Annotated in this window: 21 protein-coding genes; 9 read left to right on the top strand and 12 right to left on the bottom strand. The window is 65.7% G+C overall.

What is annotated here, in order from left to right:
* Window positions 1-64 precede the first annotated feature (64 nt).
* The gene (locus ELS24_RS31550; RefSeq protein WP_255696068.1) at window positions 65-190 is read right to left on the bottom strand and encodes a hypothetical protein; all 126 of its coding nucleotides are present in this window, start codon (window positions 188-190) and stop codon (window positions 65-67) included.
* 57 nt (window positions 191-247) lie between these two features.
* Complete coding sequence (locus ELS24_RS23685) at window positions 248-1,372, bottom strand: D-alanyl-lipoteichoic acid biosynthesis protein DltD (protein WP_127185504.1); 1,125 nt, start codon at window positions 1,370-1,372, stop codon at window positions 248-250.
* 284 nt (window positions 1,373-1,656) lie between these two features.
* Here ELS24_RS23685 and mog point away from each other — a divergent pair, with 284 nt between their 5' ends.
* The 3 genes from mog (at window position 1,657) to ELS24_RS23670 (ending at window position 3,576) form a co-directional block, all read left to right on the top strand.
* The gene (mog, locus tag ELS24_RS23680; RefSeq protein ID WP_050448797.1) at window positions 1,657-2,289 is read left to right on the top strand and encodes a molybdopterin adenylyltransferase; all 633 of its coding nucleotides are present in this window, start codon (window positions 1,657-1,659) and stop codon (window positions 2,287-2,289) included.
* Between the two features lie 73 nt (window positions 2,290-2,362).
* Window positions 2,363-2,701 (top strand): hypothetical protein, encoded by a 339-nt coding sequence (locus tag ELS24_RS23675; RefSeq protein ID WP_050448798.1) that lies wholly within the window; start codon window positions 2,363-2,365, stop codon window positions 2,699-2,701.
* A 59-nt stretch (window positions 2,702-2,760) separates the two neighbouring features.
* Window positions 2,761-3,576: a peptidoglycan DD-metalloendopeptidase family protein gene (locus ELS24_RS23670; RefSeq protein WP_127186441.1), complete on the top strand. Its 816-nt coding sequence runs from the start codon at window positions 2,761-2,763 to the stop codon at window positions 3,574-3,576.
* 42 nt (window positions 3,577-3,618) lie between these two features.
* On the opposite strand, the gene ELS24_RS23665 is transcribed toward ELS24_RS23670, so the two are convergent.
* The 3 genes from ELS24_RS23665 to ELS24_RS23655 form a co-directional block, all read right to left on the bottom strand.
* Window positions 3,619-3,906: a hypothetical protein gene (locus tag ELS24_RS23665; protein WP_050448799.1), complete on the bottom strand. Its 288-nt coding sequence runs from the start codon at window positions 3,904-3,906 to the stop codon at window positions 3,619-3,621.
* Window positions 3,907-4,082: 176 nt separating this feature from the next.
* Window positions 4,083-4,346 (bottom strand): translation initiation factor IF-1, encoded by a 264-nt coding sequence (infA, locus tag ELS24_RS23660; protein WP_006221179.1) that lies wholly within the window; start codon window positions 4,344-4,346, stop codon window positions 4,083-4,085.
* Between the two features lie 669 nt (window positions 4,347-5,015).
* A complete protein-coding gene (locus ELS24_RS23655; protein ID WP_050448800.1) occupies window positions 5,016-5,447 on the bottom strand; it encodes a GFA family protein in 432 nt (143 codons plus the stop codon).
* Window positions 5,448-5,652: 205 nt separating this feature from the next.
* Here ELS24_RS23655 and phnC point away from each other — a divergent pair, with 205 nt between their 5' ends.
* From phnC to phnE, 3 genes are all read left to right on the top strand, one after another.
* Entirely contained in the window at window positions 5,653-6,495 is an 843-nt protein-coding gene (phnC, locus tag ELS24_RS23650; protein ID WP_127185503.1) for a phosphonate ABC transporter ATP-binding protein, read from the top strand.
* 59 nt (window positions 6,496-6,554) lie between these two features.
* On the top strand, window positions 6,555-7,538 hold the full coding sequence (gene phnD, locus ELS24_RS23645) for a phosphonate ABC transporter substrate-binding protein (protein ID WP_050448802.1): 984 nt from the start codon (window positions 6,555-6,557) through the stop codon (window positions 7,536-7,538).
* 88 nt (window positions 7,539-7,626) lie between these two features.
* Window positions 7,627-8,421, top strand: coding sequence for a phosphonate ABC transporter, permease protein PhnE (phnE, locus tag ELS24_RS23640; protein WP_050448803.1), 795 nt, complete (start codon window positions 7,627-7,629; stop codon window positions 8,419-8,421).
* Here phnE and ELS24_RS23635 read toward each other — a convergent pair.
* The 3 genes from ELS24_RS23635 to ELS24_RS23625 all read right to left on the bottom strand — a co-directional run bounded on the left by ELS24_RS23635 (window position 8,418) and on the right by ELS24_RS23625 (window position 11,800).
* Complete coding sequence (locus ELS24_RS23635; RefSeq protein ID WP_127185502.1) at window positions 8,418-8,930, bottom strand: GAF domain-containing protein; 513 nt, start codon at window positions 8,928-8,930, stop codon at window positions 8,418-8,420. The two genes, phnE and ELS24_RS23635, sit on opposite strands and share 4 nt — an antisense overlap.
* A complete protein-coding gene (locus tag ELS24_RS23630; protein WP_050448805.1) occupies window positions 8,927-9,901 on the bottom strand; it encodes a Bug family tripartite tricarboxylate transporter substrate binding protein in 975 nt (324 codons plus the stop codon). The genes ELS24_RS23635 and ELS24_RS23630 overlap by 4 nt, the downstream gene beginning before the upstream one ends.
* Before the next feature lie 63 nt (window positions 9,902-9,964).
* Window positions 9,965-11,800, bottom strand: a complete 1,836-nt coding sequence (locus ELS24_RS23625) for a gamma-glutamyltransferase family protein (RefSeq protein WP_127185501.1) — start codon at window positions 11,798-11,800, stop codon at window positions 9,965-9,967.
* A 109-nt stretch (window positions 11,801-11,909) separates the two neighbouring features.
* Here ELS24_RS23625 and ELS24_RS23620 point away from each other — a divergent pair, with 109 nt between their 5' ends.
* Window positions 11,910-12,887 carry a LysR family transcriptional regulator gene (locus ELS24_RS23620; protein ID WP_127185500.1) on the top strand — a complete coding sequence of 326 codons (978 nt, stop codon included), beginning with the start codon at window positions 11,910-11,912 and terminating at the stop codon, window positions 12,885-12,887.
* 32 nt (window positions 12,888-12,919) lie between these two features.
* Here the strand turns inward: ELS24_RS23620 and phnN are convergent, their stop codons facing one another.
* From phnN to phnF, 4 genes are all read right to left on the bottom strand, one after another.
* The gene (gene phnN / locus ELS24_RS23615) at window positions 12,920-13,510 is read right to left on the bottom strand and encodes a phosphonate metabolism protein/1,5-bisphosphokinase (PRPP-forming) PhnN (RefSeq protein ID WP_127185499.1); all 591 of its coding nucleotides are present in this window, start codon (window positions 13,508-13,510) and stop codon (window positions 12,920-12,922) included.
* The gene (locus ELS24_RS23610) at window positions 13,507-14,250 is read right to left on the bottom strand and encodes a DUF1045 domain-containing protein (RefSeq protein ID WP_127185498.1); all 744 of its coding nucleotides are present in this window, start codon (window positions 14,248-14,250) and stop codon (window positions 13,507-13,509) included. The genes phnN and ELS24_RS23610 overlap by 4 nt, the downstream gene beginning before the upstream one ends.
* Before the next feature lie 2 nt (window positions 14,251-14,252).
* Complete coding sequence (locus ELS24_RS23605) at window positions 14,253-15,446, bottom strand: alpha-D-ribose 1-methylphosphonate 5-triphosphate diphosphatase (protein ID WP_127185497.1); 1,194 nt, start codon at window positions 15,444-15,446, stop codon at window positions 14,253-14,255.
* 147 nt (window positions 15,447-15,593) lie between these two features.
* Entirely contained in the window at window positions 15,594-16,316 is a 723-nt protein-coding gene (phnF, locus tag ELS24_RS23600; protein WP_050448811.1) for a phosphonate metabolism transcriptional regulator PhnF, read from the bottom strand.
* A gap of 184 nt (window positions 16,317-16,500) precedes the next feature.
* Between phnF and phnG the strand changes: the two genes are divergently transcribed.
* Window positions 16,501-16,980 carry a phosphonate C-P lyase system protein PhnG gene (gene phnG / locus ELS24_RS23595; RefSeq protein WP_127185496.1) on the top strand — a complete coding sequence of 160 codons (480 nt, stop codon included), beginning with the start codon at window positions 16,501-16,503 and terminating at the stop codon, window positions 16,978-16,980.
* 1 nt (window position 16,981) lies between these two features.
* A complete protein-coding gene (phnH, locus tag ELS24_RS23590; RefSeq protein ID WP_127185495.1) occupies window positions 16,982-17,602 on the top strand; it encodes a phosphonate C-P lyase system protein PhnH in 621 nt (206 codons plus the stop codon).
* The last annotated feature ends 1 nt before the right edge of the window (window position 17,603 follow it).

The following is a 17,603-nucleotide window of genomic DNA, read 5'->3' as shown; positions in this document are numbered from 1 at the left end:
GATTTGTGACCGTGGCCTGGTTGCGTCGGAAAACCAAATTTCACCTGTCCGACGGGCTAGGCCGTCAGAATTTCGAGTACTGAAACTCGATCTCCATCGGTTTACCCAGGTTGGCGGCGGTGTCCGCCTGGATCAGCAGCACGGCGAGCACGCCCAGATACAGCAGGCACAGCCAAAGCGTTCTTTTCATGAGGGCGTCAATTCAATGGAGGGCAGCGAAACCTGCCTTGGCGGGCCGGGGCGGGCGTCATGGGCGGAATACCTCGGCAATCTTCCGGTTCACGCGCAGCCAGCCCAGTTCACCCAGGTGCTGCACGTCACGCAGCATGCCCACTTCGTAGGGCGCGCCATACATGTCCAGGCAGGTCATCGCGTAGCGCTGGCACAGCGTGGCGACTTCCTTTTGCACGGGGTCAAACCGATGCAGGTCCTTGAAGACCATCGGGTGCAGGGGCTGCATCACAAACAGCGCATTCACGCCACGCTGATGCAGCAACGCCATCAACGCATTGAGCTCGCGCAATTCTGCGCGGCCCGTCAGGGGCTGCGGCTGAAAGGCGGTCTTGCCGCCTTCCGGGATGCTGCGCAGGTATTTGTTGAAGAAATCGTCGCGCACCGCGTAGCGGTTGCCCGCCATCAGGTCCTGCTCTGCGCGTTGGGCTTCTTCCGCCAGCGCGTCCCAGTCCACCACGCGGGCGGCGGGCGCGGGGCCTTCGCGTTCGCGCTCCGGGGGCGGCGCGGCATGCGCGGGCGCCCACAGGTCGACCAGGCGCTGGCGGAACACATAGGCCTGCTCGGCCAGCATCGACCATGCCACGCCCGCGTCGCCCTTGTCGCGCAGCCAGCGCGCCAGCTCGGCACGGGCTTCGGGCTGCTTCACCAGACGGGGCAGCAGCGGGTTGGCGTGTTCCTTGAATTCGTCGACGCCCAGCCCGCCGTCGCCGTCGAACCAGCCGGGCGACAGCATCACCACCACGCGCGAGTCTGGCGACAAATCGTCGGCCAGCGCGGCCAGCACCAATTGCATGCCCAGGGACTGAAAGCCCGAATGGCCGTAGGCCAGCACGGGCATCTGGAGTTCTTCGGCCAGATAGCGGTAGGGGACGAAGCGCAGATCGTTGCTGGTCAATTCGGACGAACCCAGAATCACGAGCCGGTCCCCGATGCGCAGCGCCTGGCTCAGCCGCGACAGGTTGCGCGTCTGCTCATGCAGCGTGTTGCCCAGGTTGGGGATGTAGATGCCGGGTGCCGCGGCGGGCACGGGTTCCGTCTTCAAGGCTAAGGCGTGCCAGGCAAGCGCGGCCACGGCAGCGGCGCTCGACAAGGCCAGCGCGGCGGCCAGCGCGTGCTGGCGTAACGGTCGTTTGAACATGGAAGCCAAGAGGGGGGAAGGGGCGCGCCAGCCGGGAATATTTTTGTTAGCGAATGTTATCCAGCGCCCGTGGCGCGAACAAGCGCGGTAAATGGGGCCGCGGACCGATTCGCTTTTTTGCCACAGGGCGGAACGAGCCAGGCGGACGGGACCGGCCACCGTTCGCCTGGGAAAGAATGCGATAGCATCGACACCGCGGCTGTCTTCTGGATTTCCATGATTGACCGCGTCGCGTGCCATGCTTGGCCGCCCGTACTGCCCTTTTCCTCTATTACGCCTACGCCATGACCACCACAACCCGAATCGCCCGCCGCCATCCCGACGACCTGATCATCGGCCTGGTGTCCGTTTCTGACCGCGCTTCAAGCGGCGCCTATCAGGATCAGGGCCTGCCCGCCTTGCGTGAATGGCTGGGCTCGGCGCTGGTATCGCCCTGGCAGGCGGTGGACCGCCTGATTCCTGACGAACCCGCGCGCATTTCCGACACCCTGATCGAGCTTGTCGACCTCTGTGGCTGCGACCTGGTGCTGACCACCGGCGGCACGGGCCCGGCCCGCCGCGACGTTACCCCCGAGGCCACCTTGGCCGTGGGGACGAAAGAAATGCCGGGTTTCGGGGAACAGATGCGCCAGATCAGCCTGCGCTTTGTGCCCACGGCCATTCTGTCCAGGCAGGTCGCCGTCATCCGCGAAACGCCTTCGCATGCCGCGCTGATCGTGAATCTGCCGGGGCAGCCGAAGTCCATCCGCGAGACCCTGGAAGGGCTGAAGGACGAAGATGGCGCCGTCATCGCACCGGGAATCTTTGCCGCCGTCCCGTATTGCATCGATCTGATCGGCGGGCCTTACGCCGAGACGCGCCCCGAGGTCATCGATGCCTTCCGCCCCAAGTCGGCCCGCCGCGCGCCCCGTTCCTGAGGCGCTGCTGCGTGATAGCGCTGCGTTATAGTTTTGGCCGCCCATCCACTTTTTGCTTGAGAGTTCGCCCGTCATGAAGGTTCGTATTGCCCTGTCCCTTACCGTCCTGGCTACCCTGTCGGCCTGCGCCAACGTCAAAGACGTGCGTGATCGCGAGCCCGTTTTTTACGGATCCACCCAGCGCACAGCCGAGGCCTACACGACCTGCGTGGCCAACGCCTGGAAGAACATGGGCGTCAACTTCGAGCAGAAGGCGGTGCGTAATGGATTTGAATTGATCCAGGCAGACAGCTTGGGCGTCGAAGCCGTGCTGACCACCACCACCTGGCAGGGCAAGACCGAAACGCGCCTGTCGACGCGCATCGCCCGCCGCGACCAAAGCATCATCGAGCCTGCGAACCTGTGTCTGTGAACGCCTTGACCTCGCGCCGCGCCGTACTGCGGCTGGGCGTTGCGACCGCGGCCGTGTTGATGGGGCTGCCCGCGCGGGCGGCAGTCCAGCAAGGCTACATTTCACGCAAGCTGAATGCCCCGGTGCCGGGCGGCGTGGCCGTCTTGGCGCTGGGCGATGCCGACATTGCGCCCGAAGTCACGTTCCAGGACCGGCGCGTGATGGTCCTGCGTGAAGAAGGCAAACAATGGATCGCCGTGGTGGGCATCCCGCTTACCGCAAAGCCGGGCGAGCAGCACGCCGTGGTGCGCGACGCCAACGGCGAACGCAAGCTGGCGTTCAAGGTGGGCGCCAAGGACTACGTGGCGCAGCACATCACCCTGAAGAATCGGCGCCAGGTGGATCCCAATCCAGACGACATGAAGCGCATCGAACGCGAGCTGGCCGAGCAGGTTGCGGCCTATCGGACGTATCGCGCCGGGGTCACGCCCAGCAATGTACTGCTGGACCGCCCCGTGAACGGTGGCCGCCTGTCCAGCCCGTTCGGGCTGCGCCGGTTTTTCAACGGCCAGGAACGCAATCCGCATTCAGGGCTGGACTTCGCCGTGCCCGCGGGCACGCCGATCAAGGCGCCGGCGGCGGGCGTGGTGGTGCTGGTGGGGGATTATTTCTTCAACGGCAAGACCGTGTTCGTCGACCACGGCCAGGGCTTCATCAGCATGTTCTGCCATATGTCGGCCGTAGACGTGAAGGTGGGCGACGAGGTGCCGCGAGGTGGCGTGGTGGGCAAGGTGGGCGCCACGGGGCGCGCGACCGGCCCGCATTTGCACTGGAACATCAGCCTGAATGATGCGCGGGTGGACCCGGCCATTTTCATCGGGGCCTTCAAGCCCTGATTCCGCTGGTTCAATGCCGGGCCGGCGTGCCCGGCGCGCGCATCAGGCGGTGGCCGTCTGCTGCGCGATCTTGTTCAGCACGTACTGGTGCATGCGCTCGGCATAGTCCATCTGCTGGCGCACGTCGTGCTGCGCGGCCTCTTGCTCGTCCAGGCAGTTGTCGTACTTGACCTTGGCTTCGGAGTACGTCAGGCCGGTATTGCGCAGGCTGTTGATGAACGCCTCGCGCGACTGATGCAAAAGGCGCAGGCCTTCCTCCCCTTTCGCGAACTTTCTTCGCGCCAGGGAAAGCTGGTCAGCAGCGGCTTGCAGTTCTTCTTTGAAATCCATCTTGCTTCATGCGTTTCCTGCCAGACATTGCGCCTGAGCAGCTTGCCATTTTTTCACGAACGGACGTTCCACGCATTACGGCATGTCGCGCCGTGGCCTTAAGGGCGGTGCGCCCAGTGGCCGGGCGACGAAAAGCCAGGGGGAGCCGGCCAACAGGCCGGCCCTGAGGCCCTGGCTTAACGGCGGTATTGCTGGGGACGGTGCGGCGCGGGAGCGCGTTCGTCCTTGTGGCGGAAATTGATGCGGCCCTTGGTCAGGTCATAAGGCGACATTTCCAGGGTGACACGGTCACCCGCCAGGATGCGGATGCGGTGCTTGCGGATACGGCCGGAGGCGTAAGCGCCGACTTCGATGCCGTTGTCCAGTTTGACGCGGTAGCGGCTATCGGGCAGCACTTCGTCAACAATGCCATCCAATTCGATGAGTTCTTCTTTAGCCATTCTCTACTCCTTGATCAATACGCGCAGCCAGGCCGGCGGCATGACGCGCCGCACGAAGCGGCATGCGCGTTGGACACAGATAACCAGGTCCAGCGGTTGAACGTAAAACGTTCGGGCAAGCGCGGGTAAAGGCCACGGCATCCGAAGCGGATGTCTGAAATGGCGGATACTCGCGCAGCGTGGGCAATGTGCGCGCGGGGCGCGGCTTGGTCGCGATGCCGTGCAATTGCACAGCTCCGGAAGAAGCGGGTTGGAGCGTTGCTGCGATACCTTGCGGCGCAGGGGTTGCGGCGCGTGGGCTGGGGTGAGATCGCTCAGTGAGGTCACTCGGTGAGGTTGCTCGGCAAGATTCCCCAGTGACGTCCAACCGGGCGATCCCGTGGTGGGTAATCCATTGGACTATCCAGTGGCTTATCTCAACCAAACCGGGAGCAGCCTGGGTATCTAGGGGCGTTGCCCGAAGGAGTACAGGTTGGCACGCAGAGTGACCGAAGCCCGGTTTTTGCGGAAAAATCACGGACTGATGTTACTGCAAAGCGCTGCGCTTAGCCAGTATTTATCCGTGGCAGCACCGTGATAGTTGCTGCTGAACGACTCTGCTCCGCGGGGGCGCAAGCCGCAGAGCCCCAGCGGGCGCGCCGCCGGGCGGCAGCGCTTCCGCTTGCTGGTTTATGTAACGGTTTGCTGGTGCGATTCGATCTCGGCGGGAAAGTTGTCGGGATACTGGGGTAAATCGTCGGTGATGTCGAACCACGGCGCCTTGCTGGCCACGTGGCAGTGCGCGGCGGGCTTGACGCCGGGGTCGTCGTCCAGGGCGCCCAGCGGCAGGCCATAGGCGTCGGGTGCGTGGTCGAAGCGGCTGAGCAGGGGCGTGCCGCAGGCTTCGCAGAAACCCCGGTAATTGCCCGGCGACGAGGCATACCAAGTGATGTGGTTTTCGCCCTTGGTCCATTTGAAATCAACCGCTTGCACCGAGGCACGGCTTCGAAAAGCCGCGCCGTGCGACTTGCGGCACATGACGCAGTGGCAGTTCAGGGCATCGGTGAGGGGGCCGTCGATCTCGTAAGCCACGCGGCCGCACAGGCAGGAACCTTTGATCATGATAAGCGCCAGGCATGGGGATAACACCTCGAATATACCTGCGCCGCCGCCTGCCGCAAGCTGTCCGCAAAGCGGTTTGTGACGGCAATCTTTCAGTCGCTTACCGGCCCTGATTTTTCTCTTGCCGGTTCCGCTTGCCGGGTCATCGCACTGTCATGCCGCCAAAACAGAATGCCGCAATGACCACATCCAAGGGGATCAGGCGATGACATACGCCATCGAAGTACAGGCCTTGAGCAAAACGTTCCATGCCGGGACCAAGGCGCTGGATAACGTCAGCCTGCAAGTGGCCGACGGCGAAATGGTGGCGCTGCTGGGGGCCTCGGGCTCGGGCAAGTCCACCTTGTTGCGCCATCTGGCGGGTTTCGTGGCGGGCGATGCGGGTGAGTCGGGCACGGGCAGCGTAACGGTCAACGGCCAGCTCATCCAGCGCAATGGCCGCCTTAGCCGCGACGTGCGCGCGGCGCGCGCCGGCATCGGCTTCGTGTTCCAGCAGTTCAACCTGGTGGGCCGCCTGCCGGTCATCACCAACGTCTTGACCGGCATGTTGCCGCGCGTGCCGCTCTGGCGCAGCCTGACGCGCTGGTTCCTGCGCGATGAAGTGCGCCAGGGGCTGGAAGCGCTTGCCCAAGTTGGTATAGACGACTATGCATTTCAACGCGCGTCGACGCTGTCCGGCGGCCAGCAGCAGCGCGCCGCGATCGCACGCACGCTGGTGCAGAACGCGCGCGTGATCCTGGCCGACGAACCCATTGCATCGCTGGACCCCGAGTCGTCGCGCCGTGTGATGGACACGCTGGCCCAGATCAACCGCAGCCGCAAGGTGGCGGTGGTGGTGTCGCTGCACCAGGTGGATGTGGCCCTGCGCTACTGCCCACGCGTGGTGGCGCTGCGCCACGGCAAGGTCGTGTACGACGGCCGCGCCACTGACCTGACCCCCGAAATGCTGCGCGACCTGTATGGCTCGGAACTCAGCGAACTGCTGCCCGAGTACACGCAGCCGTCGCCGGCCCTGGCGGCGCTGCCCACGCTGGCGCAGGCCGCCTGATTGCTTTTTTTGATGCCGCCCTTGCGGCATCTTTGCCCCTTCCTACCCCGGAGCCACCCATGCTACGCAGAACCTTCGTTACCCTGATCGCCGCCGCGGCCTTGTCCACGCAAGCCCACGCGGAAGAGGCCAAGACGCTGAACTTCGGCATCATCTCGACCGAATCATCGACCAACCTGAAGTCCGTCTGGCAGCCCGTCATTGACGACATGAGCCGCGCCATCGGCGTGCCGGTCAAACCCTTCTTCGCGTCGGACTACGCCGGCATCATCGAAGGCATGCGCTTCAACAAGGTGCAGGTGGCCTGGTTCGGCAACAAGTCGGCCATCGAAGCCGTGGACCGCGCCAAGGGCGAAGTGTTCGCCTCGGTCATCGACAAGGACGGCAACCCCGGCTATTGGTCGCTCTTGATCGTCAACAAGGACAGCAACCTGAAGACGCTGGATGACGTGTTGAAGAGCCCGGGCAAACTGAGCTACGGCGCGGGCGATCCCAACTCCACGTCCGGCACCGCCGTGCCCGGCTACTACCTGTGGGCCGCCAACAAGATCGAACCCAAGACCTTCTTCAAGACCATGCGTTCCAGCAACCATGAAACCAACCTGTTGTCGGTCATCAACAAGCAGGTGGATGTGGCGGTCAACAACACCGAAGCGCTGGAACGCTATCGCCTGAACACGGGCAAGGACGCCCACGACAGCGTGCGCGTGCTGTGGAAGTCGCCGCTGATTCCGGCCGACCCGCTGGTCATGCGTTCCGACCTGCCCGCCGACCTGAAGGGCCGCATCCGCGACTTCTTCGTCAACTACGGCAAGGGCAAGGACGCCCAGCGTGAGATGGCCAACCTGAAGGCGCTGACCTATCAAGGCTTCCGCGCGTCCGACAACCAGCAACTGGTGCCGATTCGCCAGATCGAGCTGGCGCGTGAAAAAGCCAAGGTCGAATCCGACACCACGCTGAGCCAGACCGAAAAGCAACAGCAACTGGCTGACCTGGACAAGAAGCTGGCCAGCCTGGGTCAGCCGGCCGTCGCCAAGCAATAAGCGCGGCGTATCGCCGCTGCATTACCGGCGCATCGCAAGGTGCGCCGGCCCTGCCTTTTTGAACGTCTTCAAGCGAACCGCCCACCCCATGAACCTTGCCACTCATTCCCCCCGCCTGCCCACCGCGCCGCGCTCGTCGCTGCCGGTGCTGCTTGTGTGGGCCGTCGTTCTAGCGCTGCTGGTCATGTCATGGCAGGGCGCGGACATGCGGCCCATGGACCTCTTGCGCGACTCGGGCAACATGGCCCAGTTTGCCGCGGACTTCTTTCCGCCCAATTTCCGCGACTGGCGCATGTATCTGGACGAGATGATCGTCACGGTGCAGATCGCCGTGTGGGGCACGTTCCTGGCCATCGTGTTGGCCGTGCCGCTGGGGCTGCTGTGCTCGTCGAACATGGTGCCGGCCTGGGTCTACCAGCCGATGCGGCGCTTGATGGACGCGTGCCGCGCCATCAATGAAATGGTGTTCGCCATGCTGTTCATCGTGGCCGTGGGGCTGGGGCCGTTCGCCGGCGTGCTGGCCCTGTGGGTGCACACGACGGGTGTGTTGGCGAAGCTGTTTTCGGAAGCCGTCGAAGCCATCGACCCGCGCCCCGTCGAAGGCGTGCGCGCCACCGGCGCCAACGCGTTAGAAGAAATCGTCTACGGCGTTATTCCACAAGTGCTGCCGCTGTGGATTTCGTATTCGCTGTACCGCTTTGAATCCAACGTGCGGTCGGCGTCGGTGGTGGGCATTGTGGGCGCCGGCGGCATCGGCACCGTGCTGTGGGAAATCATCCGCAGCTTCCGCTACGCCGAAACCTGCGCGGTGATGATCATCATCGTGGCCTTCGTGGTGATCATCGACATGCTGTCCTCGCGGATCCGGCGGGCGTTGATCTAGTTGGCTTGCCGCTCCGCCAACAGCGCCGGCAACGCCAGCAAGCCCGCCAGGCGGGCGTTGTCGACGTCGGCGTCCGACACCTTGGGGCGCGGCATCAGGAAATTCACCGTGCCCAGGCACACGTCGTTGTATACGACGGGCACGTTGATGACCGATTGCAGGCCCAGCTTGCGAATGGCGTCGTGGTCGTTGAAGAATTCGCGGATGGCCGCTTCCCCTTCGCCCACGAACACGCGTTGTTCCAGCAAGACGTGCCGGCCCCAGGGCGTATCGCGCTTGTCCTTGCTGCCGCCCGGTGGATAGGCTTGCGGGTTGGAGCTGTACAGGCGCACCACGCGCATGCTGGCGGCGTCAAAGCGGTTGACGGTGCACAGCGTGTGCTCCAGCGAGGCGTGGGCGTAGGCGTCGATGGCCTGCAAGGCCGCCGCCGAGTCGGCGGCGGCATAGGCCAGGGCAATCGCCTGTACGCCAGCCAACGCCGGCGTCACGGAAGTCGGCTTGCCGTTCATTCAGCGGTGATTCCCAGTTCCTTGATCAGCTTGCCGTACTTGTCGGCATCGCGCGCCAGGATCTGGCCGAACTGTTCCGGCGTGGTTTCCGTCAGCAGCACGCCCATGTCGCCCATCTTCTTGATGACCTCGGGACGCTTCAGGATCAGGTTGATCTCGCGGTTCAGGCGGGCGGTAAGTTCGGGCGGCATGCCGGCGGGGCCGAAGGCGCCGTACCAGACCGACAATTCATAGCCCGGCAGCGTTTCGCCCACCGTGGGCACCTCGGGCAGCAGCGGCGAGCGCTGCTCTTCGGTGACGCCCAGCAGCGTCAGCTTGCCGGTGCGCACGTGCGGCAGGGTCTGCGTGCCGGCGCTGAACAGCACCTGCGTGCGGCCGGCCACCGTGTCCAGCACCGCGGGCGCGCCGCCACGGTAGGGGATGTGCATCATCTTCACGCCAGCGGCCTTTTCAAACAGCGCGGCGCTCAGGTGGTTGGTCGAGCCTTGTCCCGCCGACGCGTAGGCCACGGTGTCCGGGCGCTCTTTCACGTAGGCAATGAATTCCTTCACGTTCTTGGCGGGCACAGAGGGGTGCACCACCATCGTGTTCGTCACCAGGGCCAGTTCGGCGATGGGGGTGAAGTCCTTGACGCCGTCGAAGGGCATATTCGAATACAGCGCCTGGTTCATCGTGTGCGTGCTCATCGAACCCACCAGCAGCGTGTAGCCGTCGGGTTTGGCGCGCGCCACGAAGGTGGTGCCGATATTGCCGGACGCGCCCGAGCGGTTTTCCACGATGACCGGTTGGCCGAGCGATTGGGTCAGCCCTTCGGACAGCACGCGCGCCAGGATGTCGGTGGATCCGCCGGCAGCCCACGGCACGATCAAGGTGATGGGTTTTTCAGGCCAGGCCGCCTGGGACAAGGCGGGCGTGGCCAGGGCCAGGCCCAGCGCGCACACGCGCAGCAATCGTTGGAAATTCAGCTTCATGGTGTTTACCCCTGTGAAAGTGCCGGTCTGGACGCCGGCTGGATGGAAATGGTTGATAAGCAACTAGCGCCCCACGGCGTAGCCCTGCATGCCGCGCGGATTGGCGCCCGCGCGCAGCAGCAGGCCGCCGCCCGCGGCGCGTTCGCGCGTGCAGGCGCTGATGCGGCCTTCTGACCAGGCGGGTCCCACCTTGACGTCGTGACCCGCTGCGCGCAGCGCCTCGATGGTGGCCTCGGGCAAGCGCGATTCCACCGTCAGCCGGTTCAGCGTTTGCGTGCGCGGCCAGAACGAGCCCGGGAAATGATCGATGTGCCACGACGGCGCGTCGATGGCTTCTTGCAAATTCATGCCCATGGCGTGCCGCAGGAAGAACGCCACGGTCCATTGGTCTTGCTGGTCGCCGCCCGGCGTGCCGAACGCCATATAGGGTTGCCCGTCGCGCAACACCAAGCCAGGCGACAGCGTGGTGCAAGGGCGCTTGCCGGCTTGCAGTTGGCCGGGTACGCCATCGTCCAGCCAGGTCATTTGCAGGCGCGTCGTCAGCGGGAAGCCCAGGCCGGGCACGACGGGGCTGGACGACAGCCAGCCGCCCGAGGGCGTGGCGGCCACCATGTTGCCGTCGCGGTCGATCACGTCGATCTGGCAGGTATCGCCCACGAAGATTTCGCGCGCGGCCCATTCGGCCACAGGCGGCAAGGCCGCGAACGTGGGTTCGCCCACGCCGAAGCGCGTGTCGGAGGCGGCCAGCGTGCGGTCGGCGGCGGCCAGGTCGGGCAGGCGGGGGGCAAGGCCGTCGGGGCTGCCGGGCCGAAGCACGGTGGATGCCGTGGCTTTGATGAGGGCAGCGCGTTCGCGCGCATAGGCGTCGCTCAACAGCGCGGTCAAGGGCACGGGCGTGAAGTCGGGGTCGCCATACCAGGCGGCGCGGTCCGCGAACGCCAGCTTGGCCGCTTCGGCAATGCGGTGCACGAACTCCGGCGACGTGGGGTCCAGGCCGTCCATGCCCAGATGCCGCAGCATCGCCAACTGCTGCAAATGCACCGGCCCTTGCGACCACACGCCGCACTTGGCCACGGTGTAGCGGCCGTACTGCATGGTGACGGGGGCGTCGTAGGTGGCGCGCCAGTCGGCCATGTCCGCCTTGCGCAGCAGTCCGCGATTGCGCTGGCCGGTGGTGTCACGCACTTCGGCTTCGGTGTAGTAGGTGTCGATGGCGTCGGCGACGAAACCGCGATACCAGCAGTCCAGGGCCGCGTCGATGCGGCCTAGCCGGTCGCTGCTGGCGGCATGCGCTTCATTCAGGATGCGCGTATACGTGTCGGCGATGGCGGGCGTGCGAAACAGGGAATCCGGCGCGGGCACGCGTCCATCGGGCATCCAGACATCGCGCGACGTGGTCCATTCATCCCGAAACAGCGCCTGCACGGCCAGCACCGCTTGGGACACACGCGGCACCAGCGGGAAACCATGGCGGGCGTAATCGATGGCGGGGCGCAGCACGTCGGCCAGTTCCCACGTGCCGTAGTCGCGCAGCAGCGTCAGCCATGCACCGAACGCGCCGGGCACCGTGGCGGGCAAGAGGCCGATGCCGGGCACCATTTCCACGCCCAGTGCGCGGAACGCTGCGGGCGTGGCCAGCGCGGGCGCCGGGCCTTGGCCGCACAGCGCGCGCATGCGTTGTTCGTTTTCGCTCCAGAACAGTATGGGTACTTCACCGCCCGGGCCGTTCAGGTGCGGTTCCACGATCTGGAGCGCGAAGCCGCCAGCCACGGCCGCGTCATAGGCGTTGCCACCGCGTTCCAACACCCCCATGGCCACTTGCGACGCCAGCCAATGCGTAGACGACACAACACCGAAGGTGCCGCGTATTTCAGGACGGGTGGTGAAGGATGCGCTCATGGTGGCGGGGCGGCTGTGGCTAAGGGACGAGAAGAAGTATAGGGTTGTGAAATAACTGGAATCATCTTTGTTGGCATAATTCAATAACTATTTGGTTATAGAGAAAGCCATGAGCTGGGATGCCGCCCGTCTGTCCAACCGCCTGAAACACCGCCATCTGGTCTTGCTGACCAACATTGCCAAGCACGGTTCGTTGACGCGCGTGGCCGCGGCCACCGGCATCAGCCAGCCCGCCGTCACGAAGGCGCTGGCCGAGCTTGAGGATATTTTCGGCGGACCCCTGTTCCTGCGCAGCGGGCGTGGGCTGCTGCCCACGGCGCTGGGCAATCTGGCGCTGGTCCGCGCGCGGCACATGCAGAGCGACCTGGACCTGTGGGCGCGCGAAGTCGAAGCCCTGCATGCGGGCCATTCTGCGCATCTGAACGTGGGGGTTGTGCCCTATGTGTCCAGCGCCTTGCTCACCACCGCCATCAGCCGCCTGCACCAGCGTTTTGGGGTCACGCTGACGCTGCACCGCGCTACCACGGACCACCTGGTGCCCATGCTGCGCCGCCATGAACTGGACTGCATCATCAGCCGCGCCACGTCCACGGTGGCGCTGGACGACCTGATCCACAACGTGCTGTACCGTCAGCGCCCGCGCCTGATCGCGCATAGCCGACTGGCGCAACGCCTGGCGGGGCGCCGGCCCGATTGGGCTGCCGTGGCCGCCATGGACTGGGTGCTGCCGGCGGCCAACACGCCCACGCGGCAATTGATTGTCGAGCACTTCATCCGCGCCGGACTGCGTGCGCCTTCGCCCGTGCTGGAAGCCTATTCCACGGATGTCATCGAAGGCATGTTGACTATGAATGAGGCGCTGATTTCAGTGGTGCCGGAAGACATCGCGCGCGAGCTTTGCCAGCGCGGCAAGCTGGGTATGCTGCCCTGGGATTTCGGTTGGGAACTGCCGCCCATCAACCTGATCCGCCGCAAACGCGAACAGGTGCTGGCGGCGGAAGAACGCTTTTCGGAAATTCTGCTGGCGCTTTGTGTTGACGCCGGGCTGCCCGAAGGCGCGGGTTTCGGGGCGCCGGCAGCGGCCTGACCCCTGTAAACGGCTTCTTCGGGTCAGCCGCTTCACCCCGCCAACGCCCGGCGCGCAATGCCCAGCAAGGCCGCCGCCGCGACGTCGTGCGCGGCATCGTTGCTGATCCGCGTGTAGGCGCATTGCGGCGGAATGGCAAAGGCCTGCGTCGCGCGCGCCAGCCGCTCTTCGATCTGCTCCGCGCTTTCGCGGCCCCGGCCCGCCAGCCGCCGTGCCAGCACGGATGGGTCCACGGTGATCTCCACGGCGGTCAATGCCGGGTAGCGCTGATGCGCCGCTTGCAGATGCTTTCGCGAACCGTTCACGATCACCGCCGCGCCGCAGGCCAGCCAGGTATCGATCTCGATGCCGATGCCGTATTGCAAGCCGTGGCTGGACCAACGCAGGGCGAAGCAACCCAGCGCCGCGCGTCGCGCAAACTCGTCCGGCGTCAAGGCCAGCGCGTCTTCCGTGCCGCCGCTATCGCGCGTGATGTAGCGGTGCGCCACCAACACCGGTTCTTCTGCGCGCAGGTGCGCGCGCAGCCAGCGCAGCAAGGTGTCTTTGCCGCTGCCCGATGCGCCCATCAGATAGATCAAGCGCGAGCCGTCGGCGGGCGGCAGGGGCGGCGCGGGCGTGGTCATGGCGCGGCGGGGCCTTGCAGGGCAGACGCGCCGATGGCGTCTGACTGCGTGCCGTCGAAATGGTAGTGGCGCGCCGCGACAAAATCGGCGCCGGGTTCAGGCTGCACGAAGAGGCTGACGCCGGACACGGGCATCGCCTGGCCACGCAGCGGGTCGGCAAAGGCGGCGATGCGGCGTTGCGCCTGCTCCAGGGCGTCGCCCTCAAGCTTGCCGGTCAGGGTGATGTGAAAAGTGTAGGTGTCGAACACGTAGGGGTAGCCCCAGCGCGCCAGCATCGCCTGTTGTTCGGGCGTCAGTGCATGGGGCTGGCGCCGCGCAATTTCCTCGGGCGTGGGCGGGGCGCGAAAGGCGTCCAGCGCCTGCACGGCGGCGTCCGCCAGTGCCTGGATGCGGGCCTGGCCTGAAGTGTCCGCATCCGCGATGCGCCAGGCCAGAAAGCCGCGCAGCGTTTCGCATTCCAGCATCAAGTCAAAAGGGCTGATGCCGGCAACCAGCTTTTTTACTTCCGCGTCCAGCGCCTGCGGCGTGGCGCCGGAGGCCAGCCGGAAGGGCGGCTTCAGGGTGGCATGCAGCCCGTAATGGCGCGGCGCGTCGGTCCAGCCCCGTGAGGCATCGGGCTGGCCGGACAAGGGCGGCAGCAGCGCGCCCGTGTCGGCGCAGCGGCCCAGCCAGCGGCTGCCGCATTCGCGCCATGGTCCACTGGGCGACAGATACAAGGCGTAGCGATGGGCAAGCGGCATGGTCAAGCCGCCATGCGTTGGCTGTGGCCGTCGCCGAACACGCGCGTGGCGTAGCGCAGTTCGCCGCCGACGATGGCCGCCACCACACGCGGCAGGCCCGCCACGTTGTCGTCCACCACGATGGCGTCGGCGATCAGGCCCGGCGCCAGCGCGCCACGGTCTTTCAGGCCAGCGGCGCGCGCGGGGTTCATCGACACCAGGTTCCAGGCCTGCGCCAGCGGCAGCACGCCGTCTTGCACCAGCCGCATCACGGCGGCCAGCGGGGCGGGGTAGTAGTAGTCGGACGTCAGGATGTCGCACAGGCCGGCCTGCACCATCTCGGTGGCGCTGGGCGCGCCGGTGTGGCTGCCGCCGCGCACCACGTTGGGCGCGCCGAAGACCACGGAATTGCCCAGGTCGCGCGCCACGCTGGCGGCTTCGCGGGTCAGCGGGAATTCGGCCACGCCGCAGCCCAGTTGGTGGTAGTAGCGGCGCGTGGCGGCGTCGGGGTCATCGTGCGAGGCCACTTTCAAGCCGGCCGCCTGCGCGCATACGGTCAGTTCGCGCATGGCGTCCGCCACGGAGTCCGCCGCCGACATCGCCGAGCGGATGCGTTGCTGGAAGGTGTCCAGGTCGCATTCCGCGCGGCTGGCGTACTGCATCAGCTTGCGGTCATCGCCCAGGCGGCGGGCCATGCCGGGCAAGTGGTCGTTGAGCGCCAGGAAGCGCACGCGGCCGTCGCGGATCCATTGCTGGGCCAGCTCCACACCGCCCACGTGATGCGTTTCAAAGCGCAGGTGCACGTAGTGGCGCGCGCCCATCATCGGCTGCATGCGTTCCAGCGCGTCGAACATGCGTTCGGCATAGACCTCGCCGCGCAGCCCGCCTTCCCAGGAGAGCGTGACACCGTGAAATTCGGTGGTGATGCCGTTGGCCAGCAGTTGGCGGTCTACGTCGAACAAGGCGCTGTCATACGGAAAGGTGACACTGGGCCGGGGCATGATCGCGCGTTCAAAGGCGTCGCCGTGCAGGTCGACGATACCGGGCAGCACCAGCAGTTGGCCGGCGTCGAACCAAGGGGCGCCGCGCGCGGGCGAGCCGCCGCCGTCGTCGATAAGCCCGCCATGAAAGCGCAGGCTGGCTTGTTCGACGCCGCGCGGCGTCAGGATGCGTTGGCCTGTAACACCGGCCAGGGGCGAGGGGGCGTGTGAGTTCATGGTGTGACGTTATCGATCTTGCATGACAACCAGATGTCTAGATGAGTTATGTTGCTTGTCGGCGCTGCTGTTTTTTTTATCCGGTACGTTCCCGCTCCGCGTGTTTCATCGCCGCCGCGCGATCAACGGCGGCGATGGCCGCGCGGCTTAACTGTCGTCCGCCACCATCAATTGCACCAGATCGCCCACGAAGCGGGTGATGCTGTATTGCAGCGGGGCGCCGTCCTGATCCACGTTCAAGGCTTCAATCTGCAAAATGGGCCGGGTCTTGGGCTGGCCCAGCAGGCGCGCGACTTCCGGCGTGGGCAGCACGGCGGTAATGCGCGACCACTTGCGCGTGTAGTCGCCAATGCCGTAATGCGCATACACCTTGGACACCGAGCGCAACGCGGTCAGGCGCTCGGCAAAATCCGGAAACCGCTTTTCGTCTAGGAAGTGCTCAGAGGCGCTGATCGGGCGGTTTTCCGCCTTGCCCACGATTTGCACGCGCAGCAGCGGGGCAGTGCGGGCCAGCCCCAGGTGCTTGGCGATATCGGCCGCGCGCAAGCTCTGGCTGCCCAGCACTTCCTGGTGGCCCAGCATGCCCTGGCTGCGCAGGTTTTCGGAAAAGCGCGTGCGCTTGCCGATGGCGTAGTCAATGGCGTGCTCTTGCACGAACGTGCCACGGCCCTGTTCGATGCGGACCAAGCCACTTTGCTCCAGCTCGCCCATGGCGCGCCGGATGGTGTGGCGGTTGACCGAAAACTTGGCGGCCAGCTCGGGTTCGGAGGGCAACTGCTCGCCCGCCAGATAGAGCTTGTTGCGGATGTCGTCCGCCAGGGACTCACCAATTTGCCGCCAGACGGCGATGCCGGAACCTCTTTCAACCATGGGGTCTGCTCGTGCTGTCATATCAGCTTCATGAAGAATGGCTGTGATTGTGCCCGATGCGGCGCGCGCCGGATAGGCAGTGCACACGCACCGCAACTGTCATCAAAAATTCACGCCAGCCTGTTGAACTTCGATTTCCAAGCGATCATACTTCATCCAGTCGTCTAGACGTGTAGAGGAAATTATGGATCAGTCACAAACCGGGCAGCAAGCGCCCGATGCCCGGCGCGCCGCCTGGATGCGCGTGTTGTCGCTGGCCGACCCGGCCGCGCTGGAAGGGGCGTTCAGCGGCTTGGGCAGCGTGCCATCGCACCAGATGTTGCGGCCCGCCCAGACCGGCATGGCCATGGTGCGGGCGCGCAGCGGGGGCACCGGGGCGCGTTTCAACCTGGGCGAAATGACCGTGACGCGCTGCGCGGTGACGCTGGACGCAGCCGGGGCGGGCGTGGTGGGCGTGGCCTACGTGCAGGGGCGTTCACTGCGCCATGCCGAGCAGGCCGCGGTGGCGGATGCGCTGCTGCAACTGCCGGAATGGCACGACACCGTGCAGGCGCAATTGATCCAGCCGCTGGCGCGCCAGCATGCCGACAAGGTCGATAACCAGGCGCGTGTCGCGGCGCAAACCAAGGTTGAATTCTTCACGATGGTGCGAGGCGAGGACTGATATGCAAGCACAGACAACCCCCCCGGCGCCCGCCGCGCGCGGCGGTCTCATCGCCGGGTTTGCCGACCCGGTCAACGATGCGCAAACCACCTTTCGCGCCGCGCTCAAGGCCTTGGCGCACCCAGGGCGCGTACAAGAAATCGTCGCCCACTGCGGCGTGCCCGCCGGCTTGTCGCCGGCCATGACGGCGCTGCTGCTGACGCTGGTGGACGGCGATACGCCGTTGTGGCTGCCCCCGGACGTGAGCGCCGACGCGCTGGCCTTCCTGCGCTTTCATTGCGGCTGCCCCATCGTGCCATCGCCGTCGCTGGCGCGTTTTGCCGCCGTGCCGATAGGCTGTGATGCGCCCGCGCTGTCCGCCTGCCATCCGGGTGACCCGGCCTATCCCGACCTGTCCACTACCTTGCTGCTTGAGGTGGATTCCCTGGCCGACGGCCAAGCCGTCAGCCTGACCGGCCCGGGCATCCAGACGCGGCAAACGCTGTCGGTCACGGGCTTGCCCGACGGCTTCTGGCGCGACTGGCGCTTGAATCATCAACAGTTTCCGCTGGGCGTCGACGTGTTCCTGACGCAAGACCGGTGGATGTGTGGACTGCCGCGCACGACGCGGGTGGAGAACTGAC

The sequence above is a fragment of the Achromobacter spanius genome, from assembly GCF_003994415.1.
GTDB classification, from domain to species: Bacteria; Pseudomonadota; Gammaproteobacteria; order Burkholderiales; family Burkholderiaceae_B; genus Achromobacter; species Achromobacter spanius_C.
This window is presented reverse-complemented; position numbering and strand designations above follow the sequence as displayed.